The 23,303-nt window shown below is 44.7% G+C and carries 24 protein-coding genes, 1 pseudogene and 1 riboswitch; of the genes and pseudogenes, 12 read left to right on the top strand and 13 right to left on the bottom strand.

Translation table 11 applies throughout. The features are described 5' to 3' along the window. Nucleotides 1-8: 8 nt before the first annotated feature. Complete coding sequence (locus GDZ68_RS15080; RefSeq protein WP_153723137.1) at nucleotides 9-371, top strand: hypothetical protein; 363 nt, start codon at nucleotides 9-11, stop codon at nucleotides 369-371. Between the two features lie 24 nt (nucleotides 372-395). Here GDZ68_RS15080 and GDZ68_RS15075 read toward each other — a convergent pair whose 3' ends face one another. Continuing rightward, nucleotides 396-872 carry a cupin domain-containing protein gene (locus GDZ68_RS15075; protein ID WP_408020124.1) on the bottom strand — a complete coding sequence of 159 codons (477 nt, stop codon included), beginning with the start codon at nucleotides 870-872 and terminating at the stop codon, nucleotides 396-398. 20 nt (nucleotides 873-892) lie between these two features. After that, nucleotides 893-1,783: a DMT family transporter gene (locus GDZ68_RS15070; protein ID WP_153723136.1), complete on the bottom strand. Its 891-nt coding sequence runs from the start codon at nucleotides 1,781-1,783 to the stop codon at nucleotides 893-895. A 133-nt stretch (nucleotides 1,784-1,916) separates the two neighbouring features. Here GDZ68_RS15070 and GDZ68_RS15065 point away from each other — a divergent pair, with 133 nt between their 5' ends. The 6 genes from GDZ68_RS15065 to yedF all read left to right on the top strand — a co-directional run bounded on the left by GDZ68_RS15065 (nucleotide 1,917) and on the right by yedF (nucleotide 7,563). Continuing rightward, nucleotides 1,917-2,345, top strand: coding sequence for a hypothetical protein (locus GDZ68_RS15065; protein WP_153723135.1), 429 nt, complete (start codon nucleotides 1,917-1,919; stop codon nucleotides 2,343-2,345). A 127-nt stretch (nucleotides 2,346-2,472) separates the two neighbouring features. Further along, nucleotides 2,473-3,300: a YitT family protein gene (locus tag GDZ68_RS15060; protein WP_153723171.1), complete on the top strand. Its 828-nt coding sequence runs from the start codon at nucleotides 2,473-2,475 to the stop codon at nucleotides 3,298-3,300. A gap of 265 nt (nucleotides 3,301-3,565) precedes the next feature. After that, nucleotides 3,566-5,098, top strand: coding sequence for an AbgT family transporter (locus tag GDZ68_RS15055; RefSeq protein WP_153723134.1), 1,533 nt, complete (start codon nucleotides 3,566-3,568; stop codon nucleotides 5,096-5,098). A gap of 324 nt (nucleotides 5,099-5,422) precedes the next feature. Next, complete coding sequence (locus GDZ68_RS15050; RefSeq protein WP_228551129.1) at nucleotides 5,423-5,995, top strand: nitroreductase family protein; 573 nt, start codon at nucleotides 5,423-5,425, stop codon at nucleotides 5,993-5,995. Nucleotides 5,996-6,125: 130 nt separating this feature from the next. Further along, complete coding sequence (gene yedE, locus GDZ68_RS15045; RefSeq protein ID WP_153723133.1) at nucleotides 6,126-7,334, top strand: selenium metabolism membrane protein YedE/FdhT; 1,209 nt, start codon at nucleotides 6,126-6,128, stop codon at nucleotides 7,332-7,334. Beyond that, a complete protein-coding gene (gene yedF, locus GDZ68_RS15040) occupies nucleotides 7,324-7,563 on the top strand; it encodes a sulfurtransferase-like selenium metabolism protein YedF (protein ID WP_153723132.1) in 240 nt (79 codons plus the stop codon). The genes yedE and yedF overlap by 11 nt, the downstream gene beginning before the upstream one ends. Nucleotides 7,564-7,687: 124 nt before the next feature. On the opposite strand, the gene GDZ68_RS15035 is transcribed toward yedF, so the two are convergent. The 10 genes from GDZ68_RS15035 to GDZ68_RS14990 all read right to left on the bottom strand — a co-directional run bounded on the left by GDZ68_RS15035 (nucleotide 7,688) and on the right by GDZ68_RS14990 (nucleotide 17,434). Further along, on the bottom strand, nucleotides 7,688-8,245 hold the full coding sequence (locus GDZ68_RS15035) for a cysteine hydrolase family protein (RefSeq protein WP_153723131.1): 558 nt from the start codon (nucleotides 8,243-8,245) through the stop codon (nucleotides 7,688-7,690). Between the two features lie 135 nt (nucleotides 8,246-8,380). Continuing rightward, on the bottom strand, nucleotides 8,381-8,953 hold the full coding sequence (locus GDZ68_RS15030) for a class I SAM-dependent methyltransferase (RefSeq protein ID WP_153723130.1): 573 nt from the start codon (nucleotides 8,951-8,953) through the stop codon (nucleotides 8,381-8,383). A 19-nt stretch (nucleotides 8,954-8,972) separates the two neighbouring features. Then, complete coding sequence (locus GDZ68_RS15025; RefSeq protein ID WP_153723129.1) at nucleotides 8,973-9,893, bottom strand: NAD(P)/FAD-dependent oxidoreductase; 921 nt, start codon at nucleotides 9,891-9,893, stop codon at nucleotides 8,973-8,975. Next, nucleotides 9,890-10,312 (bottom strand): RrF2 family transcriptional regulator, encoded by a 423-nt coding sequence (locus GDZ68_RS15020; protein ID WP_153723128.1) that lies wholly within the window; start codon nucleotides 10,310-10,312, stop codon nucleotides 9,890-9,892. Before GDZ68_RS15020 ends, GDZ68_RS15025 begins: the two co-directional genes overlap by 4 nt. Nucleotides 10,313-10,702: 390 nt before the next feature. Then, nucleotides 10,703-12,328 carry a BCCT family transporter gene (locus tag GDZ68_RS15015; protein ID WP_153723127.1) on the bottom strand — a complete coding sequence of 542 codons (1,626 nt, stop codon included), beginning with the start codon at nucleotides 12,326-12,328 and terminating at the stop codon, nucleotides 10,703-10,705. 125 nt (nucleotides 12,329-12,453) lie between these two features. Continuing rightward, nucleotides 12,454-13,536, bottom strand: a complete 1,083-nt coding sequence (locus GDZ68_RS15010; RefSeq protein ID WP_153723126.1) for a tartrate dehydrogenase — start codon at nucleotides 13,534-13,536, stop codon at nucleotides 12,454-12,456. Between the two features lie 16 nt (nucleotides 13,537-13,552). Further along, nucleotides 13,553-14,998, bottom strand: coding sequence for an aldehyde dehydrogenase family protein (locus GDZ68_RS15005; RefSeq protein WP_153723125.1), 1,446 nt, complete (start codon nucleotides 14,996-14,998; stop codon nucleotides 13,553-13,555). After that, nucleotides 14,991-16,085 carry an aromatic ring-hydroxylating oxygenase subunit alpha gene (locus tag GDZ68_RS15000; RefSeq protein ID WP_153723124.1) on the bottom strand — a complete coding sequence of 365 codons (1,095 nt, stop codon included), beginning with the start codon at nucleotides 16,083-16,085 and terminating at the stop codon, nucleotides 14,991-14,993. Before GDZ68_RS15000 ends, GDZ68_RS15005 begins: the two co-directional genes overlap by 8 nt. A 41-nt stretch (nucleotides 16,086-16,126) precedes the next feature. After that, the gene (locus tag GDZ68_RS14995) at nucleotides 16,127-16,375 is read right to left on the bottom strand and encodes a ferredoxin (RefSeq protein WP_153723123.1); all 249 of its coding nucleotides are present in this window, start codon (nucleotides 16,373-16,375) and stop codon (nucleotides 16,127-16,129) included. 24 nt (nucleotides 16,376-16,399) lie between these two features. Further along, nucleotides 16,400-17,434, bottom strand: coding sequence for an NAD(P)/FAD-dependent oxidoreductase (locus GDZ68_RS14990; RefSeq protein WP_153723122.1), 1,035 nt, complete (start codon nucleotides 17,432-17,434; stop codon nucleotides 16,400-16,402). Nucleotides 17,435-17,676: 242 nt separating this feature from the next. On the opposite strand from GDZ68_RS14990, the gene GDZ68_RS14985 reads away from it, so the two are divergent. Continuing rightward, nucleotides 17,677-19,041 (top strand): sigma-54 interaction domain-containing protein, encoded by a 1,365-nt coding sequence (locus tag GDZ68_RS14985; protein ID WP_194841191.1) that lies wholly within the window; start codon nucleotides 17,677-17,679, stop codon nucleotides 19,039-19,041. 63 nt (nucleotides 19,042-19,104) lie between these two features. On the opposite strand, the gene GDZ68_RS14980 is transcribed toward GDZ68_RS14985, so the two are convergent. Beyond that, nucleotides 19,105-19,968, bottom strand: coding sequence for a LysR family transcriptional regulator (locus GDZ68_RS14980; RefSeq protein ID WP_153723121.1), 864 nt, complete (start codon nucleotides 19,966-19,968; stop codon nucleotides 19,105-19,107). Nucleotides 19,969-20,121: 153 nt separating this feature from the next. Between GDZ68_RS14980 and GDZ68_RS14975 the strand changes: the two genes are divergently transcribed. The 4 genes and pseudogenes from GDZ68_RS14975 to GDZ68_RS14960 all read left to right on the top strand — a co-directional run. Then, on the top strand, nucleotides 20,122-21,255 hold the full coding sequence (locus GDZ68_RS14975; protein WP_153723120.1) for an AbrB family transcriptional regulator: 1,134 nt from the start codon (nucleotides 20,122-20,124) through the stop codon (nucleotides 21,253-21,255). Between the two features lie 524 nt (nucleotides 21,256-21,779). Further along, nucleotides 21,780-21,877: riboswitch (guanidine-I (ykkC/yxkD leader) on the top strand. 65 nt (nucleotides 21,878-21,942) lie between these two features. Next, a complete protein-coding gene (locus tag GDZ68_RS14970; protein WP_153723119.1) occupies nucleotides 21,943-22,284 on the top strand; it encodes a DMT family transporter in 342 nt (113 codons plus the stop codon). Then, entirely contained in the window at nucleotides 22,284-22,598 is a 315-nt protein-coding gene (locus tag GDZ68_RS14965) for a DMT family transporter (RefSeq protein ID WP_153723118.1), read from the top strand. Before GDZ68_RS14970 ends, GDZ68_RS14965 begins: the two co-directional genes overlap by 1 nt. Before the next feature lie 157 nt (nucleotides 22,599-22,755). After that, a pseudogene (locus tag GDZ68_RS14960) lies at nucleotides 22,756-23,303 on the top strand (hypothetical protein); the annotation flags it as partial.

The raw sequence follows: 23,303 nt of genomic DNA, 5'->3' as shown, positions 1-23,303 counted from the left end.
AGAACATTATGAATAAAACTGTACAATGGATTATTTGGGTGCTGGCGCTGATTGCGATCAACCTTCCTGCCATTTCGTTCGCTTCATTTGCGCTTTTCGGCACATCGGAAGGCACTAGCTTATTTTCAATCGACTATCTTATCGCAGCACTTATCGTTATGTTGGCGAACGTCATTAACTTGCAGTTGTTTATCGTCATCAAAAGAAATCACTATAAAGGCTTTATCTACGGCTTGATTCTGGCCGTGATGGAAGCGGGCAGCCTTTATCTATTTGCGTTCACATTCTATATGCCATGGATGATTATTTCAGGAATTATTATATTGGCAGCAATCGGTTTACTGGTAAAAGAAATGATTTTGAAAAAATAAGAGGATATAAAAAAGCTGACCCGATTACGTCAGCTTTTTTATAATTCCCTCATATCCAGGATATTGTGACAGCAGTTCTTCTTCCTCAAACAGTTCGAAATCTGCGAAATCAAACCCTGGAGAGACCATGCATCCTACCAATGAAAAGGTGTTTTGCTCTTTGACTGATGATCCAAATATCGTATGTTTTGGGACATTAAATTGCGGCACCTCTCCATTACGAATATCCAATCCAAGCTGTACTTCTTCATATAATCCTTGCGGCGTAATCATATGAACAGTAAGCGAACTTCCGCCGTGGAAATACCAAATTTCATCCGATTGAAGACGGTGAAAATGAGATACATCCTGTGAGCGTAGTAAAAAGTAGATACTGGTGTAAAGCGGACGCTCACCCTGCTTTTGCTGAGTAGTCAATTGCGATTGATAAGTGGACTTATAGAATCCGCCTTCCGGATGCGGCTGTAAATCCAAATACTGAATCCATTCGAGTGCGTTCATTCGGATCACTCCTCACTAATTTATTTCGTTAGTATAACAGGTTTCTCAGCCCTGCGGTTCACGAAGTAGATACTGATTCCCACTAACACTAATCCAATCAGTAATTTGTACGTCACTGGCTCGTTTAAAAATATCGTACTGATGAATACAGAAATCACGGGCACTAGGAACGTATACACGCCGACTTTACTGGCCTCTCCAGCGTTGACGAGGCTGTAGTAGATCACATAAGCTACTGGAATCCCCATCGTACCGCCAAAACCAAGGCCGAATACATACAGACCATTCCATTCAATCGCAGACCAATTTTCCGTCAGCGACCCTGCCGTCAGAAGAACGATGCCGCCAATCGTAAACTGCATCGCCACCATCCAGTACGCATCAATTTCATGGCTGACCTTTTTGACATATACGACACCGAGTGCCCAGAAAAATGCTGTCAGCAGGCCTAAAAGAACGCCAATCACCGACACATGCGTTGTTAATCCATCCAGGCCAACCACCACAATCCCAATGAAACCGACAATCAAGCCTGCCAGTTTAACGGGCGTCATCTGCTCACCGAGCCACATCCATGCAAAGACACCGAGAAGCACCGGCTGAAAATAGACAAGGACCGAAAACAGACCGCCGGGTAAATAGCCCAGGCCGATTGTATGCAGTCCGAAAAAAAGCACTGTATTGAACAATGCAGAGATACAATATTTCCACCAGTGCTGACGCCACATTAACCGGCGGCGCCTCTTCCATATAATAAGCGCAACCAGACACCCGCCAAGCAAAGCGCGCATGCCTGAAAACAGCAGAGGCGGTGCATAGACGGCAGAGGCTTTATAGATTGGCCAGCTGATTCCCCAAATCACAACCAGACACAGCAGAGCAGCCGTTGATTTTGTGAACCGCTTATTCAACGCCCCATCCTTCCCTCACGTATTGTCTCCTTCTGATTATTCTATTCTTCTGATCGGGCTCATGACTCAAACCATGTTGAGGGTTTTCTTTTCGTGAAAAATTCATTATGATTACTTACGGAGGCGATTTTGAATGAAAAAACTGATGATGTTGATAATAGCGGCTGCCATGCTCGCAGCTTGCAGCAATGAAGAGAAAAATGAACCTGCAGCAGAACAGCAGCAGGATGCCGTGAAAGATCAGGCAGAGGTTGGAATGGAAGAAGGAATGGAAGAAGGTCTGAAAGCAGGTACAGTAGAACAGGATTATGCGGCTCTTTCGCAAGATGAAGTGACTGTTAACTCGAAAGTGAAATTCATTGGCACGGTGACAGCATATGAAGACGGAAAAATGGAAGTACAAGGTGAATCTGCAGATGAAATCGTACGTGTGGACGATATCCGAATCAGCGAACGCACAGAAATTGTTGAAGGTACTGAAGTGATTGTATATGGGAGCTATAACGGAAAAAATGATGACGGTGTACCAGTCATCAAAGGGATTTTTATCGACGCGGACTGAGACTGCATGCAAGCCAGAGATTTTATCCCGCCGGACTACGGGTATAATTTTTAACAAAATTCGTAAGGTGGCATACAACTGTATGTCGCCTTTTTTGAGAAGAGGAGATTGAGTGCAGCGAAAACTAATGGATTACTCCGCATTAATTATTGGCTCTTTAATTTTTGCGCTGGGTATTAACTATTTTGCGATTCCCAATATGCTGTCCGAAGGCGGCGTCATCGGAATCACTATCATTACCTATTATTTATTCGAATGGTCGCCAGGGCTGGTAAGTTTCATTTTGAATCTAGTATTGATTGCAGTCGGATATAAATTCTTCAGCAGGAAAACAATCATTTATACACTCGTCACAATTGTGTTCATGTCCATTTTCCTCGAATTAACGAAGGCATGGGGCGAGCAGCTCGGCAGTGACACGCTGCTGGCGGCATTGTTTGCGGGTGTATTTGTCGGAACCGGGCTGGGGATTATTTTCCGTGTCGGCGGCACATCAGGCGGGGCCACGACCTTAGCCCGGCTAATGCAGCAGCTGCTTGGCTGGAGTGTCGGAAAATCGATGCTGGTGATCGATATTACGGTAATTGCGCTGTCCATTTTCGTCATCGGGAAAGAGAAAGCGATGTATACGCTGGTGGCAGTTTATATCGGAGCAAAAATCATTGATAAGATCGTGGACGGCGCGGATGACCGGAAAGCAGTCATGATTATCTCAAAGCATCAGGAAAACATACGGCAGGAACTTCTCAATACGATGGGCCGGGGCGTAACGATTTTAGAAGGCCGGGGCGGCTATACGTTGGAAGCACAGCCCATTCTCTATATCATCATCAACCAGACGGAAGTCGTGCAGCTGCGCCGGATTTTAGAACGTGTAGATGAAGATGCCTATGTCACGATTAATAATGTGCAGGAAATCTTTAAACGAGGATTTAAGGAGCGGCGTCCAAAATAAATTATTTTTATACAGATAAACCTATTTTATTCTGCAGACACCGGGAACAGGCATACTTGCATGTACAGTCGGATAAAAGCCTGCAATATATACACTTATCCAACTATTCACCATCCTCCCGCAAGTCGAAAGTATTTTCCAATTTAATTAATTCATCAAAGTATTTAATTTGATATCTTTCTTCTATATACTGAATTAAGTTTAAAAAATTCTTTAATTTTTTAAAAAAATGATTCAGAATATTCATAGATGGAAGGTGTTTTTCATGCAAACGGAAAAAAGAGGTTTTTTCCAGAAGTTTTTGGATATGATCGAGAAAACCGGTAACCGTCTGCCTCATCCGGTGACATTATTTGCGTTGCTTGCTCTTTTAGTCATCGTCTTATCGGCTGTCGTTTCCTATTTCGGCATCAGTGCCGAGCATCCCGGTAAAGAAGGAGAAATGATCGAGGTACATAATCTGCTGAGCAGTGAAGGAATCCATTATATTATCACGAACATGACGGATAACTTCATTGGCTTCGCTCCGCTCGGCGTTGTGCTGATTACGATGCTTGGAATCGGGGTTGCAGAAGGTTCAGGCCTGATCAGTGCATTGCTGCGCGGCTTTGTCATGTCGGTTCCGAAGCGTCTGATTACGCTTGGACTAGTATTTGCAGGGGTTATGTCCAGTGTTGCTTCTGATGCAGGATATGTTGTATTGCCGCCACTCGGTGCGGTTTTATTCGCAGCTCTCGGACGGCATCCGCTGGCAGGGCTCGCTGCGGCATTTGCAGGGGTTTCCGGCGGATTCAGTGCCAACTTGTTGCTGTCAGGCACAGATGCATTGCTCGGAGAATTGACGATCATGTCGGCCGCGATCATCAATCCGGAATATGCGGATGGCATGAATATTGCCATGAACTATTACTTCATCGCATTTTCAGTTGTCGTGCTGACACTCGTCGGAGCCTGGGTGACGGAAAAGATCGTCGAACCGCGTCTTGGCGAGTATAACGGTGAATACCGTGAAAAGGTTGAGAAACTGACTGCTCTTGAAAAGAAAGGTCTCATCTGGGCTGTTGTATCTGTGGTTGTTGCAGGTGTGCTTGTTGCGTTACTGGTTATTTTCCCTGGTGCGCCATTGCGCGGAGACGAGGGCGATATGCCGATTATTAAATCACCATTCATGAGCTCACTCGTGCCGATTATCGCATTTATGTTCTTTGTTCCAGGTTTAGTCTACGGTAAGGTAACGAAAGCGATCCGTGACGATAAAGATGTAGCGGCGATGATGTCCGCGACTATGGCGGCGATGGGGATGTTCATCGTTCTGTCATTCACTGCGAGCCAGTTCGTAGCCTTTTTCTCTGAATCCAATATGGGATTGGTGCTCGGCGTGTACGGGGCGAATTTCCTTGACAGCATTAACTTAAAAGGAATTCCGCTTTTGCTGATGTTCATTCTGATTGCCGCATTCATCAACTTGTTCATCGGCAGTGCGTCTGCAAAATGGGCGATGATGGCGCCGGTGTTTGTGCCGATCATGATGCAGCTCGGCTATTCTCCCGAATTAACGCAAATGGCGTATCGTGTGGCGGATTCTTCAACTAATATCATCTCTCCGCTGATGACCTATTTTGCGATCATCATCGCGTTTGCACAGAAATACGACAAGAAAATGGGTATCGGGACGCTTGTCTCGGTCATGTTCCCCTACTCCATGTTCTTCCTGGTATTCTGGAGTCTGACACTGATCATCTGGATGCTGCTGGGCATCGATTTAGGACCTGGTTCACCAATCTACTATATGAAGTAAGCAGTTAATAAGGCTGCCCTGCATGTCAGAAATGACTGTCCGGGGCAGCTTTTTTTGTTACCCGCTGTCCATCCGCGCGAAAAAACTGATTTGCCGCCCCAAAACGCTTCCGGAACGAACCAAAACTCCTTGGAACCGCACATTCATCAAGTGCCGCCGCACCAAAAACAGCAGTACACGAACCAATCCAGTACTTCTCCGCACCTTTCATCCAAATTTTCGCTTATGTACAACAGTTGAGAATATATATACTCATGATATGATGGTAATTGATAATGATTTTCATTAACGTTATTAATTTGAAAATGAAGGGAGCTTTTATTCGTGAATTATGAAGGAAAAAACGATGTAGAACGAGCCATCATGAGCAGAAGAACGATCAAGGCATTCAAGACGGATTCTGTAGATATTGAGGAACTCATTGAATTACTGAACGTCGCGAAGTGGGCTCCGAATCACAAGCTGACGGAGCCTTGGCGTTTTCAACTGTATGCAGGAGCAGGAAAAGAACAATTTGTGCAGGCCTACATAGAGTCCCAGCCGAAAACTGACGGCGAAGTGCCAGAAAAAGTACAGCGAAAAGCAGATTACTTCCGGAATATCCCGCTGCATCTCGTCGTCATCATGCCCGAAGATCCTCGGCAGCGCAGATGGGATGAGGATTACGGAGCTGTCTCCACGATGATTCAGAACTTCCAGATCGCCGCCTGGGGACGCGGCATCGGGATGATTTGGCGTTCGAATGATTGGATTTATGATCCGGTTTTCAGGGAAGCCATCGGTGTCAAGCCGGGCGAGAAAGTCGTTGCCACGCTGATGATCGGTTATCCGAAACATATTCCGGAACCGCAGGAACGAACAGATATCCGTGAATTATTAACGATTATCGATCAGTAAGTCCGGGCATACCAAACATTCTGCCGGGTCCCCGTTGAAAGTTTTCTTCTTAATTGGAGTATTTTTCACTTGATTTCTCATTAATTAGGACTACACTAGAAAAAGGTCTTTTTATGAGGAGCAATATCGAATGAAAACAATAGTTCAATCACTTTTTACTCGCTACTGGAATCCCTATGTCGTTCTGCTTATTGCAGGGATTTTAAGTGCTTTATATTTCGGGCTGACATCTAAGGTTTGGGCAGTAACCGGTGAATTCACCCGGCTTGGCGGCGATATTCTGCTGCTGTTCGGAGTGGATATATCCGGCTGGCAATACTTCGACATGGTTCATTTGAAAGGCACGACATGGAATCGTCCGGATGGCTGGATTGTCTGGGGAATGTTCATCGGCGCGCTGATTATGGTGCTGTTCAGCAATAGTTTCAAGATCCGTCTTCCAAAACAGAAACGCCGCTACGTACAGGGGCTTGTCGGCGGCATCATCGCCGGGTTCGGTGCGCGTTTGGCGCTTGGCTGTAACTTGGCCGCTTTCTTCACAGGCGTTCCGCAATTCTCTTTCCACTCCTGGATTTTCATTGTCGCTACGGGAATCGGCACGTATTTCGGTGCCAAGCTGACCAAGACGCGCTGGTGGAAAGGCAAGCCTTCGATTACACGGGGCGCCGGGAAGCCGTCCGCTGTTAAGAAACGTGTCATCCAGCCGTATGTCGGCGGTGCGATTGCCCTTGTGTACACCGGGCTGATCATCTACTTTTTTGCATCCGGACAGAAATTTCTCGGGCTGGGAGCTTTATTCGGCCTCTTCTTTGGTATTCTGATTGAACGCGGCCAAATTTGTTTCACTTCTGCGTTCCGTGATCTGTTTCTTGTCGGACGCAGCGTCATGGCAAAAGCGATTATCGTCGGAATGGCTGTCAGTTCTATCTGCACCATCATCGTGATTTCGATTTATGACTTGACACCGATTACCCAGATTGCCGCAATGAGCACATTTGTCGGCGGGGTTTTATTCGGAGTCGGCATTGTCATGGCATCAGGGTGTGAGACAGGCATGATGTACAGATTGATGGAGGGACAGGTATTGTTCCTGCCCGTCTTCATTGGCAATATTGCCGGGGCTACGTTCCTCGCATATGCATGGGATCACCTCGGCGTGTATAATGTGTTGGTAAAAGGCGGAGCAAAAATCAATCTGCTGGATTCTATCGGACCGATTGGAGCTATTACAGCCACCCTTGCTATGCTTGGCGTACTCTATGCTTTGACGGTTTATCGAGAAAAACGCTATCATCAGAAGTTAGCAATCAAGAGAGGAGCAAACGTACATGCAAACTGAAAGAGAAGCTGATTTCACACTGGATCTGCGCGGCGAATCTTGTCCCTACCCTGTCATCTATACGTTGGAGACACTTGAGGGAATGAACAAAGGCGAACTTCTGCAAGTCATCACCGACTGTCCGGGATCTTTCCGCAATGTTCCGGAAGAAGCAAAGGCTCACGGATATACTTTCGCGCAGGAACCGGTTCAAAACGGGCAGGAATATTTGTTTTATATTTATGCGTGATATGCTTGAAGCATAGATTACAGGAAAAGATGAGTAAAAACGCACAGTCATGTGCGTTTTTATTTGTCTTATTTTATTGTTGAATGGAATATGCTTTGCTGGACCCTCGCGCCAATTAATAGGGTTAGACTAGAAAATCATTAATCAATTGATCTGTTGTAAGTACTGTAGCAAATTCATCATTTATTGTAGCTAGAGATACATTGTGTATAGTTTCAGCATCGTAATATATATTATTTTGATCATTCAAGCCAAAAGCAGCCGTTGCATCAGAAATCAGATATGTTTCAAAACCTAAATTGCCACTCATTCTTGTAGTCGTTGATACACAATGTGGCGTAGTCAAACCAGTAATAACAACTTGTGATATTTCATTTACTTTTAAAAAGTCTTCTAAATTTGTACCAATAAAGCTACTGTTTACTTTCTTTTCAATGACTACTTCTTTACCAATAGGTTCTACTATTTCTTTAATGGCAAAGCCTTCATTCTTCGGATAAAATACTGAGCTAGGATTATCGGAGGTGTGTTGTATATGTATCACCAGCCAGCCCTTCTCCCTCCATAGCTTTAGAATGCGACTGATATTTTCTTCCGCGTTGAGGTTATTACGTTCCCCCCACTTTTTGTCCTCAAAAGCCTCTTGTACATCAACTATAATTAATGCCTTTTTCATTCCCACGATATGATCACTCCTATATTTTAACTTTCCAAAAATCTGACCTTTTATTGAAAAAGATCAGCAATACACTTGGTACCTCATTTAATTAAATACTGCGTAGACCCTCTATATCTATAATAAGAATAAAAAAATAAGTTAATTCACTTTCCTGACAATCAGCGCATACAAAGATTTTGACGGGAAAAATTTCTCTGTTACCTGGAATCCTGCTTCTATCATTTCCCGTTCCATCCCTTCCATCGTTACTCTTGGAGCCCTCTCGGAATTCTCTTTTGGTTTAATTTCAAGACAAACGAGATATCCATCACTCGCAAGCACACTTTTCATTTGCTTCAGAATGGGTCCCAGCGGTTTGATTTCGTGAAGTACAAGAGATGCGATGATGATATCGATGGAGCTATCAGTTACAGGCAGCGACTCCATGCTTCCCAGTATCGGCACGATATTCGCAAGTTGTTTCTCCATAGCTTTTTCCTTTATAATTTCCACCATATCAACATCCTGATCGAGCGCATAAACATTTCCTTTTGTTCTTTCTGCAGCAGGAATGGTAAAATAGCCGGTTCCAGCACCGAAATCTACTATATTGGCCGTTTCTTTTACAGGTATGCTATTAAACAGCATATCCGGAGAAAATTCTTTTCTTCTTTCAGCACTTTCTAAATACGATACTTTTCCTTTGTGATGCTTGCTGTGTGAGTGATGCATGTGAACCCTCCTCTTTATTTTAAGCTTGCTGTTCTTTTTTGTTAAACTTCTCCTCTATAAGTGCTCCATTGACAGCTATGGCGGCCATCGAGCCTTCTCCCGCTGCCATAATTAATTGAGATGGACCAGCAATCCTCGTGTCTCCGCAAGCATATACACCTTGAATGTTCGTCTGCTGCCAGCTGTCTGTCATAATTCCTCCGTACTCGTTCAATGAATAGCCAAGTGTTGAATCAAAAGCAGCTGCCTGCTGCCATTCTGCGGTAACAAATCCACCGGTAATGCATACTGTTGTCCCATCTTCGAGTTCGATTTTTTCCAGCCTGCCTTCCTGGCCGATGAATGCAGCTATCTTTTTTTCATATATGGAGATGCCTTTACTCTTGAGCAATTCCTGTTCTTTCAAAGAAAGCACTTTGTTTCCGTTCGTGAAGACGCTCAGGTCATCTGTCCAGTTGGAGACTACCTTTGCCAGATGAAATGCTTTCTTGTCATCTGCAATTACGGCGAGCGGCTGATCTTTCATTTCCCATCCATCACAGAAAGGACAGCTGAATAGGCTCTTGCCATAGAACTCTTTCAATCGCGGGATGTCCGGAAGAACTTCCTTGAAGCCGATTGCGAGAATAATTTTCTTCGCGTGATGCACTTCTCCAGTTTCTGTCTCCAACTTGAACAAATCATCTACTTTATGAATACAGTGAACCCGCTGTTTTACAATTTTCACATCCGGGTACGTGCTTAATTCTTCCTGAGCGATCCTTTTGAGTTCCTGTGGATTTACGCCATCACGTGTAATGAACCCATGAGATTCAGAAGTTACAGCATTTCTCGGCTTGTTATCATCAAACAGAATCGTCTTGCGTCTGGACCTGCCAAGTACGAGCGCGGCATTCAGCCCAGCCGGCCCCCCTCCAATCACAGCACAGTCCAATATCATTGCGTCATCCCCTTTTCATTTATGTGCTTCGCTTCCGCTTCTTTTGCGATATCGATTAGGAGCTTCGAGGAGAGTTCATTTCTCAAATGATCTTCAGCCTCTCTCATGACATTTTCAATCAAGCAGCCTTCATGATGAATCGAGCAATCAAACAAACTAGCATCTCCTTCAATAGCATTAATGACATCCAAAAAAGATATTTCATGCTTGAGGCGAACTATCTTGTACCCGCCCTTCGCACCCGGCGTCGAACGGATCAATCCTGCTTTCGTAAGTTTCGTCAATATTTTGGACAAATACGTCGGGGAAAGATGCTGCATTTCAGCCAATTCCTGCACGCCGACTGTACTTCCCTCAGGCTGCAGCAGAATATGGACCATTGTATGCAATGCGTAGCTTGTCGCTTTTGAATATCTCATTATTTTCTCTCCTTCCCATTAGTAGATATCGCAGACACCAGATATCTGTAATTGATTTTATTATATTGCCGGCTATTAAAAAAGTCAAGACAAAAAGCTGCCAGGCTGAGAACATCTGCCGAGTGATCTTTCCCATCCATCACATAAACATAGCCATGATCAATTAGATGATGAAGCGACAGGCAGTGCTGTAATAATGGAGGAGGGCGTCTGCAGTGCTTCCAAATCATCGCCCTACATGAGAACGATTGAAACACTTGTCCCAAGCAACGAAATAGGGCTGTCCCGGTAGTGAATTCCCGAAACAGCCCTTTTCACTTTTTTTACTTTGCCTGTCATTGTTACCGCTTACAACGGTTCTGACTCACTTATTACTTTTTGATAGAGAAATCATTTGTTCGTGACTAACATTTCCTCTTTCCGTGCCTCTTCCACTTCTGCTAAGATGGCCGGTTCTATGTTCGTTTCTTCCGGCTTTTCTGGTTTAGAAAGTTTCGGCTTCGCCTTCTCCATCTCTTTCGCTTCTCTCCCAGAAATGATGGCAGCTTCTTCTTTTAACCCGATAAATGTAGAGTAGCACATGAAGAGCATCAAGACTGCGATTGGAATGGCTGTGGCAACAAGAGCCGATTGCAGTCCTGCCAAGCCACCGGTCATGATCAACACGACAGAGATAGCTGCGATAATTACTCCCCATACGATCTTCGTCAGATGTGAGGGATTCGGATTGCCGTTTTCACTGATCATACCAAGTACAAATACTGCTGAGTTTGCGGAAGTAATAAAGAAAACAATGACTAGCACCATGGCTAAAATACTCAAAAATACGCTCATTGGCAAATATTCAAAAAACTTAAACAGTGCCGAAGTAATGTCGGCTTCCACCGCATTTGCAAGTGCAGTCTCGCCCGCATTCTGGATAAACGTAAGCGCCGAGCCGCCCATGACCGAAAACCAAGCGAAAGATCCCAATACTGGGATAAAAATCGCACCGAACATGAATTCCTTTATCGTTCTGCCTTTCGAAATCCTGGCTACAAAGCTGCCGACCAACGGAGCCCATGCGATCCACCAGCCGAAATAGAACAACGTCCAACTAGAAATCCATGAACCGTCTCCATATGGTTCCGTACGGAAAGACATGTTGATGAAGTTCTGCGCATAATCACCGATTCCTTGGAAGAAGATTTTCATAATCATCTGTGACGGACCAAAGAAAAACACCAACCCCAATAAAACGAACGCCAGAAACATATTCAAGTTTGATAGATGCTTCATTGCCCCTTGAAGGCCCGAGACAGTCGATGCCACATAAATAATACTGACGACTATGATAATGATAGCTTGTGTGGAGATGCCAATCGGCACATCCCAGAGATAGTTCATACCGCTATTAACTTGCAATGTCCCGAAACCGAGCGAAGTTGCAATCCCAATTACAATGGACAGGATGACGATGACGTCGATGCTCTTGCCGAAAGGTCCTCGAATTTTATCGCCGACCAACGGATAAAAGACGGAACTTAAAGAAGCGGGCAGCTTTTTCCGGAACTGGAAAAATGCTAATGATACGCCGACCAATGCGTAGCAGGCCCATGCCGAAACTCCCCAATGCAGGAAAACGTATTGCATGGCTGTTTTTGCAGATTCTTCCGAATAACCCGTACCGAACGGAGGATCGATGTAGTAGGAGACCGGTTCTGCAACTCCCCAGAAGACAAGACTGATTCCTATGGAAGCACTAAATAGCATACCGATCCAAGTGGCCGTCTTATATTCTGGCCGGTCGTCATCATCTCCCAATCGGATATGACCGAATTTGGACATTCCGATATAAATACAAAAAGCGAAAAAGATGAAAACGCTTCCCAAAATAAACCAACCTAGATTATTATAGATGAAACTAAGTGAGGAATTGGAGAAGTTCTCTAGCTGCTTCGGCGCAAATATACCGATACTTATTAAAACTAAGCTAACAGCCAATGAAGAATAAAACACAGTTTTTTTATCTCTCATATTACCGCTCCTATTTCAAAGACCCACTTGTGTGGATGTATCGAGAATCCCCACATACAGCCAAACGAGCGGGCATTTGTTATATTGTAATCGGTGTTATTTGCATAACACCGATTAAATCGAATTTACGCTTTTACTGACTGCAAGTTTCCTATGATGTCTACAATCCGGTCGCCTACTTCAGAAGTAGAAGCGCTGCCTTTCATGTCAGGTGTGAGAACTTCATCCTCCACCAGCAATCTTTCGATGGCATCCACTACCTTCTTGCCGTATTGTTCGTAACCCAAATGATCAAGCATTTGACTTGCAGACCAAATTGTTGCTAACGGATTACCAATTCCTTTACCGGCAATATCCGGTGCCGAACCGTGTACCGGTTCAAACATCGAAGGGAATGTGCCTTCCGGATTGATGTTCGCACCCGCAGCCAGACCAATTCCGCCAGCAATCGCCGCACCGACATCAGTCAGGATATCGCCGAATAAATTCGACGTGACCACGACTTCAAACCGTTTCGGGTCTGTAATCATCAGCATCGCGGCCGCATCGACTAAATAAGAAGCGGTTTTCACTTCCGGATAATCTGCGCTCACTTCCTCGAATACCTGATCCCAGAAAACCATCGAGTAATTCAAGGCATTTGCCTTACTGATGCTTGTCAGGCTGCGTCCCTGCTTTTTAGCTGTCTCGAAAGCATAGCGGATGATCCGCTCTGTTCCTTTGCGGGAGAACACGCCGTTTTGCAGGACGACTTCATGCTCTTGCCCTTTGAACAGCCAGTCCCCTGCTCCTGAATATTCGCCTTCCGTATTTTCCCGGATGAACAGCATATCAATATCTTTGCGCTCTACATTTTGCAGCGGGGTATGTGCCCCTTCCAGCAATGTTACCGGACGGATATTGACGTACTGATCAAAACTTTTGCGGATGATTAGCAGCAGATCCCATAAGGAAATATGGTCGGGAACACCCGGGAATCCGACAGCACCCAAGTAAATGGCATCAAATCCCTTCAGTTGTTCCATACCGTCTTCCGCCATCATGCGTCCGGTCTGCGTATAATATTCGCATCCCCAAGGAAAATAAGTGAAATCAAATACGAAGCCGCCGTCCAGTTCCGCCACCTTTTTCAACACTTTAATCCCCTCATCAATGACTTCCGGGCCGATGCCGTCTCCGGCGATTACTCCAATTTTATAAGTCTTCATTTAGCACTCACTACTTTCATCCTTGATTCCAGACGACAAGTTTCATTTCTGTCATTTCTTCGATGGCATATTTCAGTCCTTCGCGTCCGGTTCCGCTTTCTTTCACTCCGCCATACGGCATTTGATCCACGCGGTAGGTCGGTACGTCATTGATAATGACGCCGCCCACTTCCATAGTTTTCGCCGCATACAGCGCGTGCTGTACATTATTCGTATAGATTCCAGCCTGCAGGCCAAAACGTGAATCATTGACCAGTTCAATCGCCGACTGCACAGAATCCACTTTATTGACTACAACAATCGGTGCAAATACTTCCTGGCAGGATACTTTCAGCGCATGATCTGCGTTGACGATGATTGTCGGTTTTAGCACGCCATTTTGCGCCTGGCCGCCCGCAAGGATTTCCGCATCGCCTTTCTTTGTTTCTTCAATCCAGCTCAGCGTTCGTTCCAATTCTTTTTTCGAAATTAAAGAAGAAATATACGTATCTTCTGCCAGCGGATCACCCAATTTCAATTCCATGGCTGCAGCCGCAAATTTCGTTGTAAATTCTTCGTAACGGTCTTCGTGAACGTAAATACGCTGTGTGGAAATACATACCTGGCCTTGATTTGAGAAAGCACCCATAATGCAGCGGTCAATAATAGAATCGATTTCGATATCTTTATCAATGATCAATGCAGAGTTGGAACCCAGTTCTAAAGTCGTTTTCTTCAATCCAGCCTTGTTGCTGATGCCGATTCCGACACCCGGGCTGCCAGTGAATGTGACCAATTTTACGCGGTCATCCATGACGAGAACATCACCGATGACACCGCCGGGTCCTGTCACTACATTTAATACGCCCGCCGGAAGACCTGCATCTTTAAATACTTCTGCGATGAACAGAGAAGACAGCGGTGTTTGAGATGCCGGTTTCAGAACGACCGGATTACCAGCAGCGATTGCCGGTCCCAGTTTGTGCGCGACCAGGTTCATCGGGAAATTGAATGGCGTAATGGCTGCGATGACACCGATTGGCTCGCGCAATGTGTAACCGATCCGCCCCACTCCGCCTGAAGCTGCATCAAAAGGAATCGTTTCGCCGTGAATGCGCTTCGCTTCTTCTGCAGCAAATTTATATGTCTCAATCGTTCTTGAAACCTCGGCTCTTGAAAACATAATCGGCTTAGCAGATTCAGTAGAAATGAGAATTGCTGCTTCCTCTGCTCTTTCCGCCAGAATACGGGCAACGTTTTCCAAGATTTCTGCCCGCTGATATGCAGGCATATTGCCAATTACTTTTCTGGCTTGATAGGCGGCTTCAATCGCCTGCTCCGTCAATGCCTGGTCTGCCATCGCGATGTCTGCGATCTTTTCATCGGAATACGGAGAGAAAAGTGGGGCATAGCTTGGTGCTTCCACGTATTCTCCGTTAATGATCAATTGTTTAGTCGTTGATTTATCAATTAGTTTATTCATTGAGCGCCTCCAGAACCATTTCATGAAATTGTACGATTGCTTGTTCAGACTGAGAATAACGGCCTTTTTCAAATGCACGGGATTTGAAGCCGAGCTGCTCTAGTTCAACCAGTTCTATATCTTCAAAACGGACTTGCTCCGCAAATGTCATCAAATCTTTCTCTTCCTGAGTCAATTTGTCCAAGCTGTCTTCGCTGAAATAGTATGTGTAAACGATTTCAGTATTTTCATGATCGATCGGCACCAATTGAATGGAAGCCATATTTGCAGGTCCCGGATAAATAGTAAGCATGAGATTCGGCCATAACCAGAAGAATGATCCACCCTGCATTTCGGCTTCATTCAGGTTCACTTCCCCGTATTGCTTGTCAGGCTTCACCATGGAGCCCTGAATGGAGTAGTTTTCACAAGTAATGATCTGATAATCATCCATATCCAGTGTATCAATGAAGCTTGGGTGTGCCACGTGGCAATGGTCGCATTCCAGATAGTTTTCAATGAATGCTTTCCAGTTTGCCTTGATGTGACGGGATTTCCGGTGAGTGAATTGTAAGTTTTTCAGGAACTCAAACTTCCCAAGACGGTCAAAGAAGTCACCATATGATTCAGCCAGCGGTTTCGCATCATCGTCCAAATTAACAAAGATCAATGATTCAACCACTTCCATCCGTACTGCGCGCAGACATGCATCCTGTACGCAGGCTGCATCTTCTTCACTGCGGAAGTTCGGTGCTTTATTCAGTGCGCCATCTGTCTTGAACGTCCAGCCATGGTAAGAACACTGTAAAATTTTCTTTTTGCCGGACTCAGTTTTTTCAAGCTTTGTCGCACGGTGCGGACAAACATTATAGAACGCGCGGAGAACTTCATCTGTTCCACGGATAACGATAATCGGATCATCACCGATTTCAGCTGTAAAGAATGCACCTTTCTTTTCCACTTGGCTCACATGACCGACGAGCTGCCAGCTTTTCGCAAAGATCATTTCTTTTTCTTTTTCCAATACTGCCGGATCTGTGAATAAATTATAAGGCATCGTTCTCTCGAATGTTCTGTTTGTCGCGTTCTGTACTTTGTTATAAGCCATTTCTCATTCTCCTTTGGATTTGTGTTTTTATATTTAAATCGTTAACTAGCTTCAATTCTCTGACAAGCGAAAGGAGTTTCTGACATTTTGATAGAGTTGGTCGGGCACCCTTCGAATGCGTCTTCCAAGTCTTCGATCAAGTCTTCGGGAACTTCTGTGACGCCTTCGTTATCATCTAATAAAGCAAAGGCGAATCCGTCAGCCGTGTACTCAAATAAGTCAGGTGCAACCGGGTTGCATGCCCCGCAGGCGATGCATGTACTTCGTTCCACCATTGTATATTGCGCCATTTCTCTACCTCCTGTTATACGTAATCAGTTGACTCCGGCAGCAGCTTTCTCCGGCTTCCCTTCCTGGTCACCCATGATGCTTGTGCTGTGCAGCGGCTGTGTTTTTGCAGTTGGATCGATATATACTTTCGCACTGCTTACTGCTACAGGCGCTTCTCCAAAACCGGTCGCAATCAGCTTTACTTTTCCTTCGTATGTGCAAATATCGCCTACCGCATAAATGCCTTCGATATTCGTCTCCATTTTCGAGTTGACGACAACCGAGTTCTTTTCAATTTCCAAACTCCAGTCCTTAATCGGCCCGAGTGAAGAGACAAAACCGTAATTGACCAGCACGTCATCCACTTCAAGCTCTACCAGCTCGTCTGTTTTTGAATGCTTGATAATCACTTTTTCAATCTTCCCATCGCCTACCAACTCAACCGGTACATAAGGTGTCATTCGCTCTACCTTGGACTGTTTCAACAGTTCCACGCTGTGTTCATGCGCACGGAATTTATCCCTGCGGTGGATAATGGATGCTTTTTCAGCAATCGGTTCAAGCATCAGCGCCCAGTCCACTGCAGAATCTCCGCCGCCGAATAAAGCCACTTTCTTACCTTCAAACTGATTCATGTTCTGAACGAAGTAGTGAATATTTTGTTCTTGGAATTTCTCTTCGCTTTCTATTTCCATCTTTCTTGCCTGGAAAGCACCGTTTCCAGCAGTGATGATGATCGTCCGGGAATAATGTGTTTCTTTATTAGTCGTCAGTTTGAAAACGCCATCATTTTCTTTCTCGACTTTTATTACCGTTTCGCCTACACATACGGTGGTTTCGAATTGATTCATCTGTTCAATCAGATTATCGACAAGCTCCTGTGCTCTCACTTTAGGAAAACCGGCGATATCATAAATGTATTTTTCAGGATACAGTGCAGCAAGCTGACCGCCAAGCTGTGGCAAACTTTCAATGACTTTTACGGACATTTGACGAAGTCCTGCATAAAAAGCTGTAAACAGGCCAACCGGACCGCCGCCGATGATGGTTATGTCGCTGACTTCAGCTGTTCTATTCATGTTGTTCCTCCTTATAGCTATTATTTACTTGCGGACAACTAGGGAATTCCCTCACATGCACCGCGTTACTAAATACTATTGCAAGTATCATGCCAACTTTTGAAATTTGCATAGGAATAAGTTTTCTATCGTTTTTTTTCATTATGCTGTTACAATTGAGTCAAAATTGAGTCAGGTTTGATTCGAAAAAGCAGAGGTGTTTTTAAAACTGACTCACATCAACCAGCAGGAAGGTGATAAAAATGCCTGATGACAAAGAACAAATAAAAATGGACTTATCCGTGGATTCACTGCTTAGAATACTGGATTATTCGTCAGATGAAATCTATGTGTTAGACGGGGAATCGCGGATTGTTTATGTCAACCGAAACTGCGAAAAGCATTACGGAGTGAAAAAAGATGATGTGATTGGCAGATATAATGACGATTTTTTTAACGAAGGCTACTGGTCACCTTCTGCTGTACCGCTTGTCTTAGAAAAGAAAACCCCTATTTCAATGCGTCAGCAAACAAATATCGGCGCTGACTTGCTGACTAGGGCTTTCCCTATATTGAACACACAAAATGAAATTGAATATATGGTGTTTACGGCAACTGAAATAAAAGATTTTACCCGGCTCATCAAAACGGAAGAACAGCCTTCACCGAGTGCGATGGAAGAGGAATTGGCAAATACCATCATTATGAACAACCCCAAAATGCGCAAAATCCTGCGTTTCTGCGAAAAGGTGGCGCCTACGGATTCCACCGTATTAATTCAGGGTCAGTCGGGGACCGGCAAAGGGGTCATCGCCTACCATCTGCATAAATTGAGTCAGAGAAAAGAAGGTCCTTTTCTAAATGTGAATTGTGCCGCTATCCCAGATGATTTGCTGGAGTCAGAGCTGTTTGGATATGCAGCAGGTTCATTTACAGGAGCCAAAAAGGACGGGAAAATAGGTTTATTCGAAGCAGCAGACCAGGGTACGATCTTTTTAGATGAAATCGGGGAATTGGCTCTGACTTTGCAAGCTAAAGTCCTGCAAGTGATTCAGGATAAAAAATTCATTCCGATCGGCAGTAATGTCAGCAAGACGGTGGATATCCGCATCATTGCGGCGACCAATCAAGACTTACTGAAGATGGTGGAAAATAAAACGTTCCGGGAAGATTTGTATTACCGGCTCAACGTAATCGACATCCAGATGCCGCCGTTAAGCGAACGCAAAGAGGATATCATTCCCCTGGTCTACAGTTTTCTGAGTAAATTCAATGATAAATACAATTCCACTAAGATTATTTCAGAAGAATGCGTAACTGTTCTTTACCACTATTCTTGGCCCGGCAATGTGCGGCAGCTGGAGAATTTGATGGAGCGTTTGGTGATTACGAGTGAAGCAGTCATAGGAGTGGAAGATCTGCCGGAAGTAATTTTGGAGAAGGTGAAGGAAATTCCTGAACTGCTGTATTCAAATTCATTGGAAAACGCTTTGGACGGTGTAACCCGGACCATGGTCAGAAGATCGTATGAGAAGTTTGGTTCAACGAGGGCAGTGGCCGAAGATCTGCAGATCAGCCAGTCCAAAGCTTCCCGGTTGATTCGGGAGTTCTGTCAGAACGGAGAATGATGGTATAACAGCAAAAAACAGGCTGCCCTTGAGACGATTTCGTCCTGAACGGCAGCCTGTTTTTTACTTGTTGAATTCCTCTTCCATGAACTCGACGAACGCCTTCACAATATTCAAATGAAGAGATTCCTTATGATACAGCATCCAAGTCCTGCGCACGATCGGTTTTCCATCGACAGAATAAATATCGATTTTCTCAAGCTCTGGTGCGTCGTCCAAGATTAGCCGCGGCAAAATAGCATAGCCAAGCCCGTTCATCACCATCTTTTTGCACGTATCCGCCTTATCCACTTCGATGCTGACGAGCGGCGGCTGGGCGAAACGTTCTGTCCACCAATTATCGAGCGAATTCTTCAACAGGGCATCCGTATGATAATCAATTCGCGGAAGGTTTGGGAGATTCTCCATATCGATCTTCTCTTTCGAAGCGATGCAGATCGTCTCCTCCATCAGCAAATGCTTCTCATCTTTCCAGCTGAAGTCTCCTTTTACAATGCCGATATGCACGTCCTGATTATACGTCAGATGCGCAATCTGGCTGCTGAGATTGGTCGTCACCTTGAATTCAACATCCGGATACTGCTCTTTGAACAATTTCAGCAGATTGGGCAGCATATAATCGGTGAAGAATGTCGAAACTCCGAGCCGCAGTGTACCAGTCAGATTCTCTTCCATATTGATGACATTTTCCTTAATGCTTTGGATCCTTAGCAGCATATCGCGCGCACTTTTTGCCAAATACTCCCCTTGTGGCGTAAACTGGATTCCCCTTCTCCCGCGATTGACGATCTGCACTCCGAATTCCCTCTCCAGCACCTGCAGGCGATTGGTCAGCGCAGGCTGCGAAATATACAGCCGCTGGGCCGCCTTTGTAATATTCTTTTCTTCGTATAGCGTCTGCAGCACCAGCCAGTCTCTTTCATTCAAATGAATTCCTCCTTTTCTGGTATAGGTATAGGTTATGGATGAGGATACAAAACGAGTATTTTATTTATCATTAATAGTATCTTATACTATAGATAACAAGCAATGGATTTGGACGATACACACAACTTAGAATGACTGAAAGAAGGAATAGACATGAAGAAAGGAAAACCTCTGCACAAATTTCTACTGTTCATCGCACTTAGCGGTTTCGGCGGATTCATCGTTTCATTGACCGGGCTTCCGATCGGCTGGATGATTGGAACACTCCTGACAGCGACCGTCCTCTCTATATTTTATCCGGCAATTGTCAAGCTCCCTCCCAATCAAAACGGACTTCCGAAGTACTGGCTGTATATCGGTCAAGCGATTTTGGGGATTGAACTCGGACAGCGAGTGAACGGCACCGTTCTTTCTGTGTTTCATGAGAGCTGGCTGAGTATTGTTATTATGCTCGTGCTGTCTGTGGTGATTTCATTGGGGTCGGGACTGTTTTTATGGAAATACAGCAAACTCGATATGCTGACCAGTTTCTTCGCCACTACACCGGGCGGACTTTCTGCGATGCCGGGGATTGCGGAGGAATTTGGCGCGAATACAGGCGCGGTTAGTATTGTACAGACGTTGCGGGCGTTTTTGGTTATCCTGACTATACCGATCGCTATAACTATTTGGTTCGGTCATACTGCGTCTGATGTGACGACAGCTGCAGTGGCTGGATTTGATATACAGCATGTTGGCGTTACGGTTTTATTTGCTGTCCTGGCTGTGGCGGGATACAAAGCGGGGAAACTGCTGAAACTGCCTGCCCCTTGGTTGATCGGCGCGATGTTCAGCGTGGCCGGCGTGAAAATTATCGGATTCGCGTGGCTGGGCTTTGACTTCATTGCCTGGTGGCCGCACAGCCTGCTGATCATTTCACAAGTATTGATCGGCGCCAGCATTGGTTCCCGTTTCACGAAAAAAATGTTCGCAGGATTAGGCAGGATGATTGTTGTTTCCATGGTGAGCACGATCGGCATGATCGTTGCAATGCTTGCCTGCGCGTATGCCGTCTCGCTGTTCTCCGACATCAGCTTCCTGACATCTGGACTGGCTTTTGCGCCGGGTGGAATTGCCGAAATGTCAACGACTGCCCTCGTGCTCAATGGCGACGCAACATTTGTCGTGACGGTGCAAGTACTGCGGGTCATCGTCGTCTGTGTTACTCTGCCTCCACTTTTCCGGTTGCTGCGGTATGTGGAGCTTAGGAGGAAATCGATTCCTTTGCGGAGTAAGGAAGTGCATTGAGGGTGAGGTTTTTCCTTTTAGACAAAACTGATTGGGATCTGACAAGTCAGATATTAAACGGGATTCCGTTGTAGTACGAGGATAATCGGGGTTTCACCACAACATCTATCAAAAGTAGAAATTTCTACTTTTGAAAAGTGTATTATATAAGCGAATAAACTTTTTACATCATAAGGAAGCTATGTTCTGTGCTCAGTTGATTGGATCAGCCCGATAGGATGAGATAACTAAAGGGAGCGGAGCGAAAATAGCATGTAGAAGGAACCCTGTATTGTCTTAATTTTTGCAAAGAGCGCAAAAATACGGCAAAGCGAACCTTCCAGAAAGCGTTCGCCTGGAACGGAAATCAGCGGTACTAGTAACTTATAGAATACAGATTTTTTAATTCAACTTATTTAGGATATTAAAATTGTCACGCAAAATGCTGAATAATTTTATTGGTATCCAACTGTTACTGCAATATACAGAGCCATTTAGTAGAAAACTGCCACATCTTAATGTAAAATAGGGGTTAATTAAATTAATCAAATGTTTTCTAGGGTTCCGCAACAAGTTGTTGGACTGGACCGAGAGAAAACTCATAGCTTTCGCTATGTCACGGAGGGATAAAAGCCTGGGAGATGCTGTTTAACAGCGTTCTTCTGGGCTTTTTTATTTTTATAAAAATTGATTGAGAGGTGTCATTTCGTGAATCGAAATTGGATTACGGTTTTTATTGCCGCATTTATTGAGATCTTTTGGGTGATTGGTTTAACTCATGCTTATGACTTCTTGACTTGGACTGGAACAATCGTCCTTATCATAGTCAGCAATTACTTAATGATTACATCAGCATATGTGCTTCCAGCTGGGACGGTTTACGCCGTTTTTGTGGGTTTAGGTACAGCTGGCACGGTCGTTGCAGGGTCACTTTTCTTTGGTGAGTCATTCAATTGGGGAAAGATTATTTTGATTATAACGTTATTGATTGGAGTTATCGGATTAAAGTTAGTTACGCCGGAAAAGGAGAAGAAAGGAGTTGAATCCTGATGGCATGGTTTGCTCTGATTGTGGCTGGATTGTTGGAGACATTTGGCGTCGCAATGATAAATCAACTTACTGTAAAACGTGATTTGCGAACGGTCATCTTATTAATTTTAGGATTAGGTTCAAGTCTTGCGTTACTCAGTTATTCATTGCGATTTATCCCTATGGGAACTGGTTATGCTATTTGGACGGGGATTGGTGTTGTCGGTGGTGCATTAGTCGGCATGATATTCTTTGGTGAATCAAAAGACTGGAGAAGGATGGTTTTTATAGCAATTATTTTGTGCTCGGCAATCGGATTGAAATTAGCCGGATAATTGCCAGAGAGTGCCCACTAGCGTTGCATACCAGTAAAAAATAGTAATATATTGAATATCCTAGCGTTTTATCGTTGCGAAGACACAAAAAAACTCCTATTGTAGATAGGGACGACGACTAAATCAGTTCCCTACACTATCAAAAGGAGTATTTCTCATGAAAAGTGTAAACCAAAACTTAGTCTTTTGTCAATATCTATCGAACTTGCCAAACCATGTGTTAGCTTGCCCACTCTTTAATTATGATGCCCGGAAACTTACCGATCTTGCCATCGTGAAAATTTTTATTATGGCCAACGTATGCGGTTGGAAAAGCCTTCGCAAGATGGAGATCGGTATCCGTGCAAAACGAGATTTTCAGAAAGAAATTTGTACAGAGTCCTTTAGCCACGCGCAGTTAAGCAGGCGGCTTGCCGCTCTTGATACGGGGCATTTAGCAGACCTATTAGGACGTCTCGCCTCTCACTTTTGGCAAATCAAAGGGGATGCGAAAGGATTACAACCGAACGTGGGACTCATTCGGATTATTGATGGGACCTACGTGAAATTGCCAAACAACGCAGCGGACTGGACAGCGATCTCCACCGATTCCTGTGGTATCAAGCTGCACGTTCGCGTGGCTGTCGCAGATGCGAATTGTGTATTTCCGGAAATGATGATTCCTTCTACTGGTAATGTCGCTGATTCGGACGCTGTCAACCATAT

Origin of the sequence: Sporosarcina cascadiensis, from assembly GCF_009650995.1 — a bacterium.
GTDB classification, from domain to species: Bacteria; Bacillota; Bacilli; order Bacillales_A; family Planococcaceae; genus Sporosarcina; species Sporosarcina cascadiensis.
The sequence above is the reverse complement of the archived record's forward strand: the minus strand, read 5'-3'. Positions and strand labels throughout refer to the sequence as shown.